The organism is Colwellia sp. MB3u-55, from assembly GCF_014076785.1.
Lineage (GTDB): Bacteria > Pseudomonadota > Gammaproteobacteria > Enterobacterales > Alteromonadaceae > Colwellia_A.
Genome location: NZ_JACGUS010000119.1, coordinates 92,746 through 112,126 on the forward strand (window position 1 = coordinate 92,746; position 19,381 = coordinate 112,126).

17 protein-coding genes are annotated in these 19,381 nt (G+C 37.2%); 8 read left to right on the forward strand and 9 right to left on the reverse strand.

From position 1 onward, the window contains the following. Positions 1-78: 78 nt before the first annotated feature. The gene (locus tag H4J66_RS15120) at positions 79-441 is read right to left on the reverse strand and encodes a glutaredoxin (RefSeq protein WP_182175825.1); all 363 of its coding nucleotides are present in this window, start codon (positions 439-441) and stop codon (positions 79-81) included. A 120-nt stretch (positions 442-561) separates the two neighbouring features. Then, positions 562-1,113 carry a DUF2058 domain-containing protein gene (locus H4J66_RS15125; protein ID WP_182175826.1) on the reverse strand — a complete coding sequence of 184 codons (552 nt, stop codon included), beginning with the start codon at positions 1,111-1,113 and terminating at the stop codon, positions 562-564. Between the two features lie 182 nt (positions 1,114-1,295). Here H4J66_RS15125 and H4J66_RS15130 point away from each other — a divergent pair, with 182 nt between their 5' ends. The 3 genes from H4J66_RS15130 to H4J66_RS15140 all read left to right on the forward strand — a co-directional run bounded on the left by H4J66_RS15130 (position 1,296) and on the right by H4J66_RS15140 (position 5,534). Beyond that, the gene (locus H4J66_RS15130) at positions 1,296-3,707 is read left to right on the forward strand and encodes a penicillin acylase family protein (protein WP_182175827.1); all 2,412 of its coding nucleotides are present in this window, start codon (positions 1,296-1,298) and stop codon (positions 3,705-3,707) included. 52 nt (positions 3,708-3,759) lie between these two features. Then, complete coding sequence (locus H4J66_RS15135) at positions 3,760-4,152, forward strand: MAPEG family protein (RefSeq protein WP_182175828.1); 393 nt, start codon at positions 3,760-3,762, stop codon at positions 4,150-4,152. A gap of 200 nt (positions 4,153-4,352) precedes the next feature. Then, on the forward strand, positions 4,353-5,534 hold the full coding sequence (locus H4J66_RS15140; protein WP_070375941.1) for a chorismate mutase: 1,182 nt from the start codon (positions 4,353-4,355) through the stop codon (positions 5,532-5,534). A 135-nt stretch (positions 5,535-5,669) separates the two neighbouring features. Here H4J66_RS15140 and H4J66_RS15145 read toward each other — a convergent pair whose 3' ends face one another. The 3 genes from H4J66_RS15145 to H4J66_RS15150 form a co-directional block, all read right to left on the reverse strand. Beyond that, complete coding sequence (locus tag H4J66_RS15145) at positions 5,670-7,271, reverse strand: YdiU family protein (RefSeq protein ID WP_182175829.1); 1,602 nt, start codon at positions 7,269-7,271, stop codon at positions 5,670-5,672. 253 nt (positions 7,272-7,524) lie between these two features. Continuing rightward, a complete protein-coding gene (locus H4J66_RS20470; RefSeq protein WP_259369142.1) occupies positions 7,525-7,653 on the reverse strand; it encodes a hypothetical protein in 129 nt (42 codons plus the stop codon). A 12-nt stretch (positions 7,654-7,665) separates the two neighbouring features. Further along, a complete protein-coding gene (locus tag H4J66_RS15150; protein WP_182175830.1) occupies positions 7,666-7,875 on the reverse strand; it encodes a hypothetical protein in 210 nt (69 codons plus the stop codon). A 258-nt stretch (positions 7,876-8,133) separates the two neighbouring features. On the opposite strand from H4J66_RS15150, the gene H4J66_RS15155 reads away from it, so the two are divergent. From H4J66_RS15155 to H4J66_RS15170, 4 genes are all read left to right on the forward strand, one after another. Beyond that, positions 8,134-9,450, forward strand: coding sequence for a leucine-rich repeat domain-containing protein (locus H4J66_RS15155; protein ID WP_182175831.1), 1,317 nt, complete (start codon positions 8,134-8,136; stop codon positions 9,448-9,450). 207 nt (positions 9,451-9,657) lie between these two features. Next, positions 9,658-11,337: an energy-dependent translational throttle protein EttA gene (gene ettA / locus H4J66_RS15160; protein ID WP_070375937.1), complete on the forward strand. Its 1,680-nt coding sequence runs from the start codon at positions 9,658-9,660 to the stop codon at positions 11,335-11,337. A 157-nt stretch (positions 11,338-11,494) separates the two neighbouring features. Beyond that, complete coding sequence (locus H4J66_RS15165) at positions 11,495-11,875, forward strand: PilZ domain-containing protein (protein ID WP_070375936.1); 381 nt, start codon at positions 11,495-11,497, stop codon at positions 11,873-11,875. Positions 11,876-11,911: 36 nt separating this feature from the next. Further along, on the forward strand, positions 11,912-12,409 hold the full coding sequence (locus H4J66_RS15170; protein ID WP_182175832.1) for a glycine cleavage system protein R: 498 nt from the start codon (positions 11,912-11,914) through the stop codon (positions 12,407-12,409). 333 nt (positions 12,410-12,742) lie between these two features. Here the strand turns inward: H4J66_RS15170 and H4J66_RS15175 are convergent, their stop codons facing one another. Next, positions 12,743-13,708 carry a PstS family phosphate ABC transporter substrate-binding protein gene (locus tag H4J66_RS15175; protein ID WP_182175833.1) on the reverse strand — a complete coding sequence of 322 codons (966 nt, stop codon included), beginning with the start codon at positions 13,706-13,708 and terminating at the stop codon, positions 12,743-12,745. A gap of 329 nt (positions 13,709-14,037) precedes the next feature. Here H4J66_RS15175 and H4J66_RS15180 point away from each other — a divergent pair, with 329 nt between their 5' ends. Continuing rightward, positions 14,038-16,017 carry a methyl-accepting chemotaxis protein gene (locus H4J66_RS15180; RefSeq protein ID WP_182175834.1) on the forward strand — a complete coding sequence of 660 codons (1,980 nt, stop codon included), beginning with the start codon at positions 14,038-14,040 and terminating at the stop codon, positions 16,015-16,017. Between the two features lie 95 nt (positions 16,018-16,112). Here H4J66_RS15180 and phoR read toward each other — a convergent pair whose 3' ends face one another. The 3 genes from phoR to H4J66_RS15195 form a co-directional block, all read right to left on the reverse strand. After that, on the reverse strand, positions 16,113-17,408 hold the full coding sequence (phoR, locus tag H4J66_RS15185; RefSeq protein ID WP_182175835.1) for a phosphate regulon sensor histidine kinase PhoR: 1,296 nt from the start codon (positions 17,406-17,408) through the stop codon (positions 16,113-16,115). 48 nt (positions 17,409-17,456) lie between these two features. After that, positions 17,457-18,158, reverse strand: coding sequence for a phosphate regulon transcriptional regulator PhoB (gene phoB / locus H4J66_RS15190; RefSeq protein ID WP_182175836.1), 702 nt, complete (start codon positions 18,156-18,158; stop codon positions 17,457-17,459). A gap of 197 nt (positions 18,159-18,355) precedes the next feature. Further along, positions 18,356-19,282: a porin gene (locus tag H4J66_RS15195; protein ID WP_182175837.1), complete on the reverse strand. Its 927-nt coding sequence runs from the start codon at positions 19,280-19,282 to the stop codon at positions 18,356-18,358. Positions 19,283-19,381: the final 99 nt, after the last annotated feature.

Genomic DNA, 19,381 nt, shown 5'->3' on the forward strand with positions numbered 1-19,381 from the left:
TAACTAACGATAAACCAATAGACCCGAGAAATAGAGAAATACTTCATTATTTATAAAATAATATTACTGTCCTATCAATTAACGGGCAAATTGATGTAAATAATCAATCACAGCAGACGATTCATATAACCAAGTAACCTTTTGGTTTTCATCAGTGATTTTCAAACAAGGTACCGTACGTTTTCCACCTTCTTTGATTAACTCTTCACGATAATTTTCATTTTGATTAATATTACGTAATTCGATATTTAAACCATCGCGTTTTATAGAACGACGAACTTTCACACAAAAAGGACAAGCGGGTAATTGATATAAGCTCAAGTGTTGAGTGCTTGTATCTATTTCAGCTTGCAACTGAGTTGTTCTTTTTGGGCCGCTCGGTGAAAAAACAAAATTTAACAATAAGATGATACGACCAATAATCCAGCGAACAATAAACATAAATCAACTTCTCTTTATTTAAAAAAAACACTAGACTGTCTAAAAACAGCCACCCTAATTTTGCGCGAGTTTAACATATCTACTTGGTTAACACTGCTTTCATTTTGCACAAATGGCTATCTACCACATCATATCGTCAGGAATTTGATAATCGGCATAAGGATCGTCAGCTTCAATTAAATCACTTTCCACTTTATCATTTTGTACTAAAATAACACTAGCATCTAAAGTCGCTACTTTTGCTGCGGTTTCTGCTGTGACTAAATAGCTCTGTTCAGTTAACCCACAAACCGCTAATCGGCCATTAACTAAAGCTCTATGGGTAACCGCGTTAACAAATAACTTTTTAATTTTACTGTTAAAGGTGTAATTATATTCTGTTTCACCGGTAACATTTTTTATTTGATGGTGTTCGAGTATTTGTTGAATACGTAACATTTTTTCTTTGTTGGCGAGCTGTTGCTTTCTTTCTTCATTGAGCGCGGTGTCTTTCGCCAATTTTTCTTTTTGAGCTTTAGCTAAGTCTTGCTTTACTTGTTCTTGTAAACTTTCGTCTTTTGCTACGCCACTGCGTTTTTGTTTATTTGATTTACGCTGGCTTGTATTTGCTTGTCGCGCTTTTTGCTTAGTCGTTAAGCCTGCTTTTAATAGCTGATCTTGTAAAGATGCCATACAAACTCCTTAATTAGGTTTATCAATAGTAATTATTGCTATTCTATCGGGAAAAATAGCAATAAAAAAGTAGCTCGGCTTTTCTTTGTACATAAACCGATAATAATCTTCTATCATTAAATGTTAACTTTATAAATAATAAGGTAATCTAGCACGTCTAAATATCCTAAATACACCACATTATGAATAGATTTAAACATATATTAATTGGTTTCTTGCTGATCTTATTTTTAGTTGTTACAAGTTTAGGTACTTGGATTTACAGCCAAATTGATAGCGCGTTACCGGTACTTGAAGGAAAGCGAACATTACTTGGCTTGAGTGATACAGCCATTGTTGAGCGCGATAGTCAGGGTATTGTCACCATAAAAGCGAAGAAACGTAACGATGTTGCAGTCGCCACAGGGTTTATACATGCCCAAGAACGTTTTTTTCAGATGGACCTACTGCGCCGTAATTCAGCAGGCGAACTCGCCAGCTTATTTGGCGAAAAAGCCTTGCCACATGATAAAGAGATCCGCCGTCATCGTTTTCGTGAGCGTGCTAGAGCCATAGTTGCACAACTTCCTAAAAAAGATTTGGCCTTACTCAAAGCCTATACCCGTGGTGTGAATCAGGGCATAAATAATTTAAGCTCACCTCCCTTTGAATATCTATTACTTCAACAGGCTCCTGTTTCTTGGCAAGAAGAAGACACCATATTAACTGTATTAAGTATGTACATGGACTTACAATATGCGGCAGGTGACCGTGAAAGAACCTTAGGAAATATAAAAAACACCTTAGGTGAAGATGTCTTTAAATTTTTGAATCCTAAAGGCAGCATTTGGGATGCCGCCATTGATGGTAGTCAGTATCCATCAAGTAAAATGCCAACACGTGCATGGCCTTCTGCCTCATCTGAACAAGATGCTTTAGCTGCTAATACGGTACAAAATTTAGTAAAAAATATACCTGAGCAAAAATATCAAGGTGAGGAGTTCCCAGGTTCAAACAACTGGGCGGTATCGGGGAAAATAAGTAAAACAGGAAGTGCCATTGTTGCTAACGATATGCATTTAGGAATACGCGTACCAAACACTTGGTTTCGGGCAACCTTTGAATATCAAAGCGATAATAATAAAGCCATCAAAGTAACAGGACTGACCCTCCCGGGAACACCTAATATCATTGCTGGCAGTAACGGTAATATTGCATGGGGGTTTACTAATAGTTACGGCGATTGGAGCGATATAATTATTTTAGATACCAATGTAGATAAGAGCCAATACTTGACACCTGCTGGCTATCAAGACTTTACTGAGCATAAACATGTTATTGCGGTAAAAGGTCAAGACGCACAGGAAATCATAGTCAAAGAAACAATTTGGGGGCCCGTTATAGGAGTGAACAACAGCCAACAATTATTAGCTTATCGCTGGGTTGCACATGATGTACAAGCCGTAAATCTGCACCAAACTCAACTCGAATTAGCCACTAGCGTTGACGAGGCATTTAACATTGCTAACCAAGCAGGTATTCCGGCACAAAATCTAGTTGTCGGAGATAAAGCGGGAAATATTGGCTGGACAATCATGGGGCCTATTCCAAAAAAATCCTCCTCGTTTGGCGAAACACCTACACATTGGGGTGACGGTATCAATCATTGGCAAGGATATTTAAAAGCGGATCTGTATCCTAAAATTAAAAATCCGCAAAATAACCGTTTATGGACCGCAAATGCTCGTGTGGTTGGCGGTAAAATGTTAGAAAAATTAGGCAACGGCGGTTATGCACTTGGTGCAAGGGCACAACAAATCAGAGAAGGATTACTTGCAAAAGAGGTGTTTTCGGAACAAAACTTACTTGATATTGCGCTGGACGACCGCGCCATTTTTTTAAAACGCTGGCAGAAATTTTTAATTGATAAAGTACTAACACCCGACGCTATTATCAGTCATCCGCGTTGGCAAGCAGTGAAAGAAACCCTTAATACTGATAATTTATGTGCATGCACAGACTCAGTCGCTTATCGCCTTGTTAATAATTTTCGCTTGAATGTGCGTAATGATGTTTTTAGTCTACTCAACGAAAACTTAACTCACTTAGATAATGGCTACTCTTTTCACACCATTCGCCACCAAGTAGAAACACCGCTTTGGCAAATGATTAATGAACAACCAAGCAACTTTTTATGGTTGCCCGAAGATAACTGGCAAAAAGTTTTTGAGCGAGCACTCTCTACCACCTTAACGGATATGACCCAAGACCAACCATTGGCTAAAGCGACTTGGGGGCAACAGAACACCAGTAAAATACAACACCCACTTAGTAACGCTATACCCTTTATTGGTCGTTGGTTAGATATGCTGCCAATACCTCTTGCTGGCGATAGCTATATGCCTCGTGTACAAGGAAAGTCTTTTGGTGCCTCTCAACGTATGGTGGTTTCACCGGGTCATGAGGCATCAGGAATATTACATATGCCAACCAGCCAGTCTGGCCACCCGTGGAGCCCTTATTATGGTTTAGGTCATGATGATTGGGTACAAGGAAAGCCCTCACCTTTCTTACCGGGTGAGACAAAATATACACTGACATTACTGAGCTATTAAGTTAAATTTTCAACACTAAAATTACTATCTACAATATAAAAAGAGGAAAAGTATGACGATTCTTATCTGGTGTTTATTTACAGCCACTCTATTGCCTTATTTAGCTAAAGCCCCTGTTGCAATGGCTATGAGTAAACTCGATGGCTATGACAATAACCATCCGCGTGCGCAACAAGCAAAACTAACTGGCTTTGGGGCCCGAGCACTCGCGGCTCACCAAAATGCTTTTGAATCACTGATTATTTTTGTCCCAGCGGTTTTGCTCGCAATAACCACGAATACAATAACCGACAGTGTAACTTTCTTAGCAATTAGCCACGTTATCGCTCGAGTGGCTTACAACTTATTATATTTATTCAATATTGGACTACTGCGTTCAATTGTCTGGGGAGTAGCAACCGTGTCTTCTTTTGCCATTATTTGGCAATGTTTTCCACAAAGCTAAAAATCTATTTCTATTATAGATTTTTTTAATACAAGCCTTTAGCAATAAAGGCTTGAACAATTTCTTCGCCCTCGCTACAGTAATGCTATGTATCCTAGCTAATAGCTTGTTTTAGTCGCCTTCATTACTTTCCTTTACTAAAACATCAGGATTCTTTCTTTTTAACCATTTTCGAAAATAATATATAGGGTGGAAGTACTGTGAGTGAAGATTTAGATCTGAATAAAATTCGTGAAAAAATAACCAAACTTGACCAGCAATTATTAGAGTTATTTGCTCAACGCCGCTCTCTCACTCTCAGTGTTGCAAAAAGTAAAGCGCATCAGATACGTCCCGTTCGCGATCAACAACGTGAGCAAGAATTATTAATACGTTTAATTAACCAAGGTAAAGTGCTCGGTTTAGATGCTCATTACGTTACCAGCGTTTATCAAACAATTATTGAAGATTCAGTCTTAAATCAGCAAGCCTATTTACAAACATTGGCCAACCCCAATATCCAAGTGCCTACGGTTAGCGTCGCTTTTCTAGGTAATAAGGGCTCTTATAGCTATTTAGCTAGTCATCGATATTTCTCACGCCGTGCAGCAAAAATCAATGAATACGGTTGCCAAAGTTTCAAAGAAATTATGCAACAAGTCGAATCTGGCCATGTAGATTACGGTATGCTGCCCATTGAAAATACCAGTTCAGGTAGTATTAACGAAGTTTATGACGCCCTACAACACACTAACTTGTCAATTGTTGGCGAGATAACTCAGCCGATTGAGCATTGCTTATTAACAGCAGTAAATACCCAACTCAGCAAAATAAAAACGATTTACGCGCACGGACAACCTTTTACTCAGTGTAGTAATTTTCTCGACAAACAAAAAAATATTCGCATCGAATATTGTGACAGTACCGCTGATGCTATGGCTCAAGCGTATGAGTTGCAAGACCCTACAGTCGCCGTTATTGGCAGTGAAGAAGGTGGTCATCTCTATAAGCTTCATGCTTTAGAAAAGTCGATTGCTAACCAAGCAGAAAATCATAGTCGTTTTATTTTAGTCGCTCGTAAACCTATTGATGTCGCTGAACAAATCCCTGCTAAAACAGCATTGATTTTAGCAACAGGACAAAAAGCAGGTGCCTTAGTTGACTGTCTTATTATTTTAAAAGCAAAAGGTATTAACATGTGTAAACTTGAATCTAGACCTATTCAAGGGCGACCATGGGAAGAAATGTTTTATATTGATGTTGAAGCCAATTTGAAGAGTGCTGTACTACAAGAAGCAATTAATGAAATAACCTCAATTACTAATTTCATTAAAATATTAGGCTGTTATCCTATTGAGCATATTAGTCCGACTAGTGTGCCAAGTAGCGCGATAAACACTTAGCCGTTGTCGCTTAATTTTTAAGTTAATGGCTTTGATAAAGTCTCTACGCCAGCAAAATAAAACCTTACTCGACCTCGTGAAAAATACAGGTCGGTAAGGTTTTATTTTTAGTTTTAAGCGCTAATCAACAACGCTTTAAGAGCTGCACGATAACATCGAACAACCCGCCTTATTTCTCGCCCATTCAGGACGTTTCTCACTGTAATGATGATATTCAACTTGTTCATCATAAGGGTTTTCCAGAACCTTTTGTAATTCATGTGATTTACTAAAATCACCTTGCTCTGCAAGCTCAATCGCTTGTTGTGCTAAATAATTACGCAATACATATTTAGGGTTCACCTTATTCATCGCCGCTTTTCTTTGTGCTGCTGTTTTTTCGTCGTGCTGAATTCGATTAGCGTAGCTTTCTAGCCAAGAAGAAAAACGTGCTTGATGCTGTGGCGTTAACTGCTCGTCTAGATAGAAGCAATCGGCAAAATGATTGACGTTATTTGCTTTAACTTTTTCGTCGTAACTAAAATCAGCCAGTAAACGATAAAAAATAGTCATGTCTGTTTCTATATCACCCAACAAGGTTTCGAGTGCTAAAAACAATGTTGTGTCCGCTTTATGGTTTTTATCTTCAGCCGTAATACCCAGTTTATTCGACATCATTTCATGCCACTGTTGTTGATACGTTTTACTGTAATTATTTAATATCACTTCTAGTGGTTTAGATTCTTCTATCAATGGATAGATAGCGTTTGCTAATTGAAATAAGTTCCATTGTGAAATTTCACCCTGTTTGCCGAAGCTGTAACGCTTACCTTGAGCATCTGTGGTATTTGGTGTCCAAGACAAATCAAAATTATCAATCCAACCATAAGGACCATAATCAATTGTTTCACCAATTAATGACATATTGTCGGTATTCATTACGCCATGAACAAAACCAACCCGCATCCAATGCACCATCAATCGACAAGTGCGTTGGGCAATTTCATCAAACCAAGCTAAATAACCTTGTACCGAGTCACTTTCGTGGTCATTTAATAAATGCGGAAAATCTCGTTTAATCGAATAATCAACGAGCTGCTTTAACAAAGCTTTATCTTTACGGTAAGCCGGTAGCTCAATACTTCCAAAACGCATAAATGACGAAGACACTCGACAGACAACAGCGCCTAATTCAGCTTTCGCATTACCGTTATAAAACATATCTCGAACGACACTATCACCCGTTAACGATAAACTCAGTGCTCGGGTGGTAGGAATACCTAAATGAAACATCGCTTCTGAACATAAGAACTCTCGTACCGATGAACGTAATACCGCTAAGCCATCAGCTGTTCGTGAAAACGGAGTGGGTCCTGCGCCTTTTAGCTGGAGAACTTTATGGCCATCTAAAGGGGTGTTTACTTCAGCTAAGTTAATAGCGCGGCCATCACCTAATTGCCCAGCCCAATGGCCAAACTGGTGTCCACCATAACACATCGCATAAGGGGCGAATTCTTTGGGCACGACATTCCCCGTGAACAACTGTAAAAATTCATCACTTTTAAGCTGCTCTTCGCTTAACCCTAATATTGAGGCAACATCACGACTAATCGTAACCAACTGTGGATTTGACGTTCTTTTAGGTGATACCCAAGAAAAAGCAGCGGCATGAACCTGGTGCGGAAAAATAGACTCTTCTAAATCTTCAGGTAACTGTGAAGAAAAGCTATTCTCAATATTGAAATCTAAGTAAGACAAAATAAGCGACTAATTGAAAAATAGAATTGAAAGGGAATTATTGACTGTCAGTTTCTATATTGCAATATTCATTTCAAACAAAAAGCTGATTTGGCTATACCCTTGTCAGCTTTTGCTTAATTAGTTATATATTCACTTATAAATATCATTAAAAAATAATATCTACTCAAGTAAAAGCTAGCACTAACTATTTCAAAGCTATCGTCAGTTCAGCTTTAAACGTGCTATGGCAAGATTGACAAGCCAGTATTAATTATTGATATTCAGCGACAATAACAACCATATTTTTTTCTTTGGCCGCTTGCTTAATTTTGATAGCGCCACCATGAACAACTTCGTCAAAACCTTTAAATGTAGGGACTTTTAATCCTAAGGCTTTCATCAATTTTTTCCGTTACGACATTGCTGGTTTTGGGTGATTAATAATCCCCTGTGCTGCACTTTCAACAAGGCTAAAGTCTTCTAAAATAATTCCTTGTGTGAACATCTTGGTGTCAGATAACAATGCCTGCATGACCTTTTTAAACGTTACGATACTATTTTTATCAATACCTTGTTGATAATGCTGTGCGTTCGATGAAACAGCAACAAAAAAAGCTATCACAACACTGGTAATAATGATTTTTTTTGTATTTTATACATAGTGACTCTTATTTTATCAGTGAGGTAAATGAATAAACTAAGGTTAATAAAGTGGTTAAGTTATGATGACATTAATCGTTTTAAGGTTAACCAAACAGGAAGCAATCATTAATAATCGCATAAGAATAGCCAATTTACGCCAAAAATATTAAAGCACTTTAGCTTAGTTCAGTTTAACGGTAAAATAGCAGCAAATTTTAGCGCCCTATTAGGCTTTATCTTGCAAACATTAGCCCAGCTCAATTCAGGTAAATATTCAGACATAACACATTTAACCCTCAGTGAGAATTTAACTGAATTTCCACAAAAAATTTTTTCATTAGCAAACTCTCTTGAAGTATTAGACTTAGCGAATAACAAATTAACGGCTTTGCCCTGTGAATTTTCTTCATTGAAGAAGTTAAAGATATTATTTTTAACTAATAATAACTTTAAAAGTATTCCTGAAGTTTTAGCGGCTTGCCCACAGCTAGAAATGATCAGTTTCAAAGGTAATCAATTAAGCCGAGTAGATGAAAACGTGCTGCCAACAGGAACACGTTGGTTGATATTAACCGATAATAAAATATCAGTACTACCCCATTCAATGGGCAAGCTAAGCCGTTTACAAAAATTAGCATTTGCTGGCAATCAATTACAGCAACTGCCCGATAGTATGCAGAACTGTAAAAATTTAGAATTAATACGTCTTTCGGCTAATCAATTAGTCACACTTCCCGATTGGCTCTTTCAACTACCTAAATTGGCGTGGCTAGCTTTTTCGGGTAATAAGTTAACGCGTAGTGTTCAACCAGTCATTGAACACATACCAAGTATTTCACCACAAGACTTTCAACTAAAACAAAAATTAGGTGAAGGCGCATCAGGGATAATTCATCAAGCAACATGGTTAACTAAACCTATAACCATTGATTCAGATGACGATATAGCGGTAAAGATTTTTAAAGGTGAAATAACCAGTGATGGTTACCCTATTGATGAACTAAATAATTACTTGCAAGCCGGTGAACATAAAAACTTAATCAAAGTCATTGCTAAAATCATGTCGAAAGAGCAACTTGCTTTAATCATGGAGTTAATTCCTCAGCGTTTTTATAACTTAGGTTTACCCCCTTCGTTAACAAGCTGTACTCGTGATACTTTTCCTACGTCTGCCACATTAACAACAAGTCAGATAATAAAAATAGTCCTTAGCATGGCTGACACTTTACGTCATTTACATGAAAATAAAGTCAGCCATGGTGATATCTATGCTCACAATACTATGGTCGATGAAAACGCAAATATGCTGTTTGGTGATTTTGGTGCCGCTTCTAACTTAAAGGTTTTGCCTGAAACACAACAAAAAGCAATGCAAGCGATAGAAGTAAGAGCTTTAGGCTGTTTATTAGATGATTTATTGCTTTTGTCTCTTCATCTAGAAAACACTGCGCAATACCAAGCGCTATTGATAATAAAATGCCGTTGTATGCAAGCAGATACATTTAAAAGACCCACCTTTATCGCTATCGTTGAGCAATTAAAAGTACATCTTTAACCTGGTTTTTTAATTCATATTATTAGGCATATAACCGGTGAGATCGAATAACTGGTTTTAGAAGCTCTCTTTTAAAACCAGTTATTATCTACAAACCGCTTTTTTTTAAACACCAGCGCTAAAACGATTCAAACACATTTGCTTGCCTAGCCCCTTTAACCTAAAATATCGACAAGTTACTTTTTCCTTCAAATAATAAGGTTTTTCATGGCACAACCATTACCAGATAAATTTATCATGTCGATGAACCGCGTATCAAAAGTGGTTCCACCTAAAAGAACAATACTTAAAGATATTAGTCTTTCATTTTTCCCTGGCGTTAAAATTGGTGTTTTAGGTTTAAACGGTTCAGGTAAATCAACGCTGCTTCGAATTATGGCAGGTGTTGATAAAGATTTTGAAGGTGAAGCAACGTCTTTAGCCGGTACAAAAATTGGTTACTTACCGCAAGAGCCTCAACTTGATGAAAGCCAAACAGTGCGTGAAGCTGTTGAAGAAGGGGTTGCTGAAGTTAAAAATGCTATGGCTCGTTTAGACCAAGTCTATAACGAATATGCAGAAGAAGGCGCTGATTTTGATGCCTTAGCCAAAGAACAAGGCGATTTAGAAGATATTATTAATGCGCAAGATGGTCATAATCTTGATAACGTTTTAGAGCGTGCGGCTGATGCTTTACGCTTACCTGAGTGGGATCAAAAAATTGCGGTACTAAGTGGTGGTGAACGCCGTCGTGTCGCGCTTTGCCGTTTATTGCTCGAAAAACCAGACATGTTATTACTTGATGAACCAACTAACCATTTAGATGCTGAATCTGTTGCTTGGTTAGAGCGATTCTTACACGATTACCCCGGCACTGTGGTAGCAATTACCCATGATAGATACTTCCTTGATAATGTAGCGGGTTGGATTCTAGAGCTTGATAGAGGGCATGGTATTCCTTATGAAGGTAACTATTCTTCATGGTTAGAACAAAAAGATGCACGTCTTGCACAAGAAAGTAAAGGTGAAAGTGCACTACAAAAAACCATCAAGCAAGAACTTGAATGGGTGCGTTCAAATCCGAAAGCTCGTCAATCAAAAAGTAAAGCCCGTATGGCGCGCTTTGAAGAGCTTAATAGTCAAGATCATCAAAAACGTAATGAAACCAACGAACTTTACATTCCACCTGGACCTCGTCTAGGGGATAAGGTTTTAGATGTTAATAACTTAACCAAATCTTTTGGTGACAGAGTACTTATTGATGACTTAAGTTTTAGTGTGCCCAAAGGTGCTATCGTTGGTATTATCGGACCAAACGGCGCAGGTAAATCAACGTTGTTTAAAATAATGTCGGGTGCTGAAAAACCAGACTCAGGTAATGTAGAGCTAGGTGATACAGTTAAACTTGCCAGTGTTGATCAGTTCCGTGATGACATGGACAATAGTAAAACTGTCTACCAAGAAATATCTCAAGGCCATGAGATATTACAAATTGGTAATTTTGAAATTCCAAGCCGTGCTTATGTTAGCCGTTTTAACTTTAAAGGTAACGATCAACAAAAGATCATCGGTGAGTTGTCTGGTGGTGAACGTAACCGAGTTCATTTAGCTAAGCTAGTACAAACCGGTGGTAACGTATTACTGCTTGATGAACCAACCAACGATCTTGATGTTGAAACCTTACGTGCGCTTGAAGAAGCGTTGTTAGAGTTCCCTGGTTGTGCCATGGTTATCTCACATGACCGTTGGTTCCTTGACCGCATTGCAACTCACATTTTAGATTACCGTGATGAAGGTAAGATTAACTTCTATGAAGGTAATTTTACTGACTATGAAGCTTGGTTAAAGAAAACACTGGGCCCTGCAGCGACTGAGCCTCACAGAATTAGATACAAAAAAATTGGCTAAGCTAAAGCTAATAGATAATTTTTAAATTATCTATTAGTTATTAAATAGTTATCGGCACTTTATTTTTGTGGTTTTATAAAAATCCACACGAATAAAGTGCCTTTTTGCTAAAAGGGAGCTATGCTGAAGATACCCATTTATAATTTGAACTTAAGCAATGGAAAATAGACGTCAATTCACGCGAGTTTTGTTTTCAATCAATGCAATATTAGAGGTTGAACAGCAGAATTATCCAGTTACTATCCACGACATTTCACTTAATGGCGCTTTGGTTACTATGCCTAAAGCTGAAAAGTCATTAAAAGGTAAGTTAGGCTTATTACATTTTGACTTAGTTAATGGCGAATCAATCGTTGAAATGCATATTGCTGTCGTTCATGAAGAAAATGACAAGCTAGGTTTACAGTGCGAAGTAGGCTTGCAATGTAATGCTATCGATATTGACAGTGTGACCCATTTAAGACGGTTGGTTGAATTAAATTTAGGTGATGAAAGCCAGTTGCATAAAGAACTTTCGCAATTATCACGCCTTGCTTGATATGATGACATTCGCCTTGCTTTATAGAGGAACATTATGAATCACTTAGTTATTTCATTTATTACCATAGACCGTCCTGGTTTAGTCGAAACTTTATCCAAAGTCATTAAACAACACCAAGGTAACTGGCAAACCAGTAGTTTACATCATTTGTCGGGCTGTTTTGCTGGTGTACTCGAAATAGCGGTAGAGCAAGGTCAATGTGAAGCACTAACTCGTGCAATTACAACACTGGACGGTTTTAAAGTCATTATCGAAAAAACTACCCCTAGCCAAATAAGCGATGAGTCACCGGTAGTTTTAGAGCTAACAGCAAACGATCGAGAAGGTATTGTAGAAGAAATATCTGCGGTTATTCACCATCAAGGGGGTAACATGATAAGGCTTGTCAGCGAGCAAGATAATGCGCCACATACTGGCCAGCCACTATTTAAAGCGAAAATAACCTTAGCGGTTAATAAAGAACAAACACCAAGCTTAATAAATGCATTAGAAGATCTTGCTGACGATTTAATGATTGATATTTCTCGTTAATCTGTTGAATTGTAACTTAATCTACACGGTTTTATTAGCCCACTTATCAATACTTCTTTGAGCTTGATAATCCCGTGATATTTTATTCATAGACTTGCTTAACCCTGATGTTAAAAAGGATTTAGTAAACAAGATCATCCCTCTCTCCCCTTCAATAATACTCTCATAAAATTACTGTTAACTCCTGGCTACTAAACTAAAATTCAGTATTAACTGAAAACAGCCTCAATCCTCTAATGATTTTCATCAACCTTTAGGTTTTTACGAGTGCCATAGAAAACAAAAAGGCCTGACATAAGCCAGGCCTTTTCAAAGTGGTACTGGTGCTTTTACTTAAAGCTTAATACCTAATTTTTTCAATTCTTTTTGAACAACTGAGTTCGGTAATGGAATATAACCATCTTTCTCAACAATCTTTTGACCTGACTTAGAAAGTACCATAGTTAAAAATTCAGCATCCATTGGCGCTAATGGCTTGTTTGGATGCTTATTTACATAAACGTATAGGAAACGAGATAATGGGTATTTTTTCGATATAGCATTCGCCATATTAGCTTCAACATAGTTGTCACCTTTTTTAGACAAAGGTAAAGCACGAACACCTGAAGTTGTATAACCGATACCAGAATATCCAATACCGTTTAGTGAAGAGGATACTGATTGAACGACTGAAGCTGAGCCTGGTTGTTCATTAACTGTGTTTTTAAAATCACCCTTACAAAGGGCTTTCTTTTTAAAGTAACCGTAAGTACCAGAAACTGAGTTACGACCATAAAGTTGAATGTCTTTTGCTTCCCAGTCACCTGTTAAACCTAAGTCGCCCCAACGGTCTGCATCTTTATCAGCACCACATTTGCGGTTATTTGAGAAAATAGCATCGACTTGTTCAATACGTAATCCTTTAATAGGATTATCTTTATGAACAAATACTGCTAATGCGTCAATAGCAACACGAACCGCCATTGGCTTATAGCCATAACGTTTTTCGAATGCTTCTATTTCACGCGACTTCATCTTACGGCTCATAGGGCCTAAGTTTGAAGTGGCTTCTGTTAATGCTGGTGGCGCAGTAGATGAACCAGCGGCTTGAATTTGTATATTCACATTTGGGTAAGTGCGTTTAAACTCTTCAGCCCAGAATGTCATCATGTTTGCTAAGGTATCTGAACCCACTGAAGATAAGTTACCTGAAATACCACTGACTTTTTTATATTCAGGTAAATCTTTATCCATTGCTAATGATGAGAAACTCACCAAGCTTGCTAAACCTATAACGCCTAAAGCACGTTTAAAACCCATGTTATTCTCCACTGAGAGTGTTTTCCCCATTAAATTATTATTAATTTATTTGGGGCTAATTAATTTATGAACACTATATAAAGTTTATGTGACACTTATATTACAGGTATAGATATAAGCTATATTATCCTTAATATTTGCCTACACTAACAAATGGAAACCATTCGTTACACTATAATGACAACTTTATAACAAAAAAGTTTTCTGTAATTAATTGGCATTGCTAAAATAAAATTAAATCGTTAATTATTATCATTAAATCAAGAACAATGTTTTAACCTTTGTTCGAGATTATTAGGCAGATTACATTATTTATAAAAGGAATTATGATGAATTTAAAGAATAAATTACTGATCACATTTTTATCTATCGCATTATTACCGACGATGGCTGTTGGTTTAATTTCCAGCTACATATCAAGTTCTGCTCTCGAAAAACAAGTCTTTTCTCAATTAACTGCCGTACGTGAAATAAAAAAAACTCAAATTGAAGACTATTTTAATGAACGTAAAAGTGACATAAAGATACTGTCAGAAACTGTTGATAATATGTTGAATTTCTCTTCTGCTAAATCACTTAAATCAAGCGCTAATAATAACCATAATTTTTTTGAAAGTTTTATTCATACTTATGGATATTATGACTTTTTTCTTATAGATAAAAAGGGTGATATTTTCTACACCGTAACTAAAGAAGCTGATTACCAAACAAATCTTTTAACCGGCGCCTATAATCAATCAGGTTTAGGAAAACTATATAAGAAAGTTAGTAATAACAAAAACTTTGCAATGTCTGATTTTAGCCGTTATGCACCTAGCAATAATGAACCCGCTGGCTTTATAGCTTTGCCTTATACCAATAGCAGTGGCGTAGAAATAGTTATTGCCTTACAACTTTCAATCGACAAGATTAATCATTTGATGCAGCAGCGTTCTGGAATGGGCGTAAGTGGTGAAAGTTACTTAGTAGGCAGTGATTTACTGATGCGTTCAGACTCATTCCTTGACCCTAAAGCACACTCAGTCAAAGCGTCTTTTGCTGGAAATGTAAAGCAAAACGGTGTTGATACAGAGGCTGTAAAGTTAGCTCTAAGTGGCGAAACAGGAAATAAAATTATAGATGATTATAACAGCAACCCTGTACTATCTTCATATACCCCTATTAATATTAATGGTATTAAGTGGGTGTTATTGGCTGAGATTGATGTGGCAGAAGCTTTTTTACCTGTTTATAAAATGTATAAGAATATATTCTACATTATAGTTTTATGTGTTTTATGCATTATTATCATTGCACTTTTAACAGCGAAGTCTATTTTAAAACCGCTCGGTGGAGAGCCTACTGAAATGCAAAAAATATCAGAAACTATTGCAGATGGCGATCTGATGATTTCTTTTATAGAGCATAGTAATCATTCCAGTGTTTATGCAGCTATGCAGCGTATGACGACTCACCTGCGTAATGTCATTAGCGAAATTATTCATGATAGTAATAACCTTACTCATGTAGCAATGGAAACTAGTGCACTAAGTTTACAGTCTTCGACCAGCTTACAAAATCAAAAATCGAATATTGCACAAATCGCCACAGCAGTCGAACAAATGTCTGTAAGTATCAATGAAGTTTCACATAATGCAGCAAATGTAGCTTACTCAGCACAAAAAGCCAGCTCATCATCTGGGCAAGCAAATACAAAAATTAGCCAAGCTATTGATGATTTAAATAATTTAGGTGTTGAAATATATCAAGCTAATAATATCATTCAAGATTTAGAAAAAGATTCTAATGATATTGGCTTGGTGCTAGAAGTTATCAGAGGAATTGCAGAACAAACTAATTTACTTGCACTTAATGCAGCTATTGAAGCAGCAAGAGCAGGAGAGCAAGGTCGTGGTTTTGCCGTGGTTGCAGATGAGGTTCGTACATTAGCCTCAAAAACACAAGAATCCACAAAGAACATTGAGCTAATGATAGAAAAACTCCAAAAAGCATCTACGGATGCCGTAAAAGCAATGGAGGTTAGCCAAGATGTTTGTCGACAAACAATTGAAAAAACACAAGATGTTGCTGACGTTATTGCTTCAATGAATGGCGAGATAGAGAGTATCACTCAAATGACAGACCTCATTGCTACCGCGGTAGAGGAACAGTCATGTGTCTCAAATGAAATTAGTAAAAATGTTACCGCAATTAGTGATGTCGCGAATGAAAACTCAACCAGTGCTGAGCAAGTATCAGCTTCTAGTAAAGATATCAGTAATATTGCTGCTGCACTCAACCAATTAACACTGCACTTTAAAGTCTCTTAATGCCAGTAAATAATGGCTTCTAAGGGAGCTTATCAATGAGAGAATAGAGAACTTTAAAACTTTATCCTCTCATTAAATAAGCATAAATAATAACCTTAGCTTTTATCTAGTACCTCGAAATAAATGATAAATTCACTGCCCTCTCCCCACTGACTTTCAATCGCTAATTCAGCGTTATGGTGGTGCAATACATGCTTAACAATTGATAAACCAAGGCCTGAACCTCCAGTATCACGAGAACGTGACTTGTCTACTCTAAAGAATCGTTCTGTGATCCGGTTAACGTGTTCAGGGCGAATACCAGGACCATTATCTTTAACAGAAAACTTAGCCTTATTACCACTTCGTTGCCATAAAATGTGTACAGAACCATGAGCAGGCGTATAAGCAATAGCATTAGATATTAAGTTAACACAAGCACTTTTCAATTCAGTATCTATGCCTTCAATCCATAAGTCTTCACTAAGATCAGCAGTAATTTTGTGTTGTTTATCTTGGTTGAGCCAAGTGGCATCATCGACCAATGTTTTAATTAGTTTAGGCATATCAACAAGTTGTTTATTTTCTTCATCGGCATGATTTTCTACACGTGATAAAACTAATAACTGTTCTACTAAGCGGTCCATACGTGATACTTGAGTTTCAATAGTGCTAAAAGCTTTTTGCCAATGAGGTTCGAGCGCATGTTCAGTGGTCAGTATCATTTCCACATAACCACGCACCACGGTAAGGGGTGTTTTGAGTTCATGAGAAACATTGGCAACAAAGTCACGCCGCATTTCTTCTAATCTTTTAATTTTACTGACGTCTCGGGCAAGAAAGAGTACTTGGTCACTGCCATAAGCCATTAAGCGCAGCTCTAACTGTAATTCGCTGTTAATAGGTGAAATAATATGACAGGGCTGTTCAAAATTACCGAGTTCTAGATATTTAGAGAATTCAGGAAAACGAATGAGGTTATCAATACGTTGACCAACATCACTCGGCCAACGAATACCTAAAATGCGCTGAGCTTTTTTATTGCCCCACAAAATAGTTAATTCATCAGATAAAACTAAGGCAGCATCAGGTAATGCTTCAGCACCATCCCTGAATTTTCTAATTCTTTCGTTTAGCTGTTTTTGTTTGTGGCGATGCTGTCTGATTTGTCGGTACAGGCCATCATATATTTTTCCCCAGATACCTTCAGATTGAGGAGGAGAGAGTGACTTACTGCGCCACAGCCACTTAATCAGTTTAAATAAATGGTGATAATGCCAACATAAAATAACCAAGGTACTGATACAGAGTACGAGGAGAGTTTGGCCAATTAAAAAACCAAATAACGCGCTTACTGACAATATAGTCAGTAAACGCGTGATAATACTTTTTACGGATAAACGAAAATACATAGTGAGTCGTTTTTACCTATAAATAATAATAAAATGCATACTTATGTATTACGCACTCGTTTTAAGCTTTCCGGAGAATCGGTAGCCAGAGCCTCGAACGGTTTGAATAAAATTTTCATGCCCTTCGCCTGTAATCGCTTTGCGTAATCGTCTAATATGAACATCTACCGTTCGGTCTTCCACATAAACATTGGTTCCCCAAACATTATCAAGTAATTGTTCACGGCTATAAACACGCTCGGTATGAGTCATAAAAAAGTGTAATAAACGAAACTCCGTAGGTCCAAGTTCGAGTGAGCGGTCATTAATTGAAACACGGTGGGCGATGGGGTCAAGTTTCATACCATGAAATTCAATGGCTTCTTCGAGCGCCGTAGGAGAAACTCTGCGAATAACAGCTTTGATACGCGCTATAAGCTCTTTCGGCGAAAATGGCTTAGTAACATAGTCATCAACACCCGCATCAAAACCTTTAACCTTGTCGTCTTCATCGGCACGAGCAGTTAACATTATAATAGGAATAGCTCGCGTATATTCATTCTGTTTTAATGATTTAGCAAGCTTAACACCTGTGCCTCCTGGCAGCATCCAATCCAATAAAATCAAATCAGGATAAGGCTCAATAATCTTTGCTTTTGCCTGTTCGTAATCTTCAGCTTCAATAGCATTAAAACCATTTTGCTCTAATACAAAAGTAATCATTTCCCTGATCGGCGCTTCATCTTCAACAACCAATATTTGTCTATTCATGTAAACTTCCCGTTGTCTAACTACACTTTACTTATTGACCATTGTGATAACTTTTTATGACATTTATATTACACACAACAAGTTTAATTCATTTATCTTCATGCCAAAAGCTTAATTTATTAATCTTCATCTAAAGCACTAGTTATAAAAAAAGCGACCAAAAGTCGCTTTTTTTATCTTTACTATACGGTGATTAATTAAAACTTGTATTCTATGCCTGTCGCTAAGTAATCTTGGTCAGCTTCATTGTCGAGATCAAAACTCGTGTAAAAAGCAAAAAGTTTAGTACTTTTCGCTAATGCGTAATCCACGCCAACAGTCATACCTGAACGGTGATCGCCGCCATCATAATTAGCCGTTTGTACTTGTCCTTTAACTGTAATTTTATCAAAGCCATATTTTGCTGAAAACAAGAAACCTTCGACATCACTGCCATCAGAAACTTTTTCTTGTCTGTGAACAATAGCACCTAACGTGAAACCAGCAAGTTTACCCTGCACAGTTAAACGGGCCGCATCATAACCTTTTACTTCTGAGTCTACCGCGATAGCAGCATAAATCTTAGATTTTTTAAGCGCTTTATCACCATAAAAAACGGCCATTGAGGTGCCATTTTGTCCATCAACCTCATCTTCTGCAATATAAGTAACACCCAGTTGAAAACCGTTAACCTTAGGTGATTTATAAGTAACCGTGTCGCTCATGCGGTTCTCACCTTTCCAGAGCTGTTTAATATCTGCGTTTAAATCACTGAATAAGTCAACCTTGCCTTGTGACTGTTTTAGTACGGTATCGTTAATACCTAACAATACTTCACCAAAATTACCTTTCAAGCCAATATATTGATTACGGTCAGTAATGCTATCACCCTTGTCACTATCACCATCAAGGTCAACTTGAAACTCGGCTTTAAAAATAACTTCAAGGCCATTACCTAAATCTTGTCCACCTTTAAAACCTATACGTGAAGCGTTACTTTTAACTTCAGAGTAAGTACCAGTGCCGTCATCTGATGACTGAACTGTAACATTGGCTTTACCATAGATATCAACATCACCAGCAAACGCTGATACAGAAAGAGTTGATAATAGTGCTGCTGCAAGATTGCTGTAAGAAAATTTCATATATATACCTTATTGGGTGACAGAGTCTTTTATATTAAGAACGATTTAAATTAACTAATTATATTCCACATATTCTGCCTAATTTATATGACAATTTTG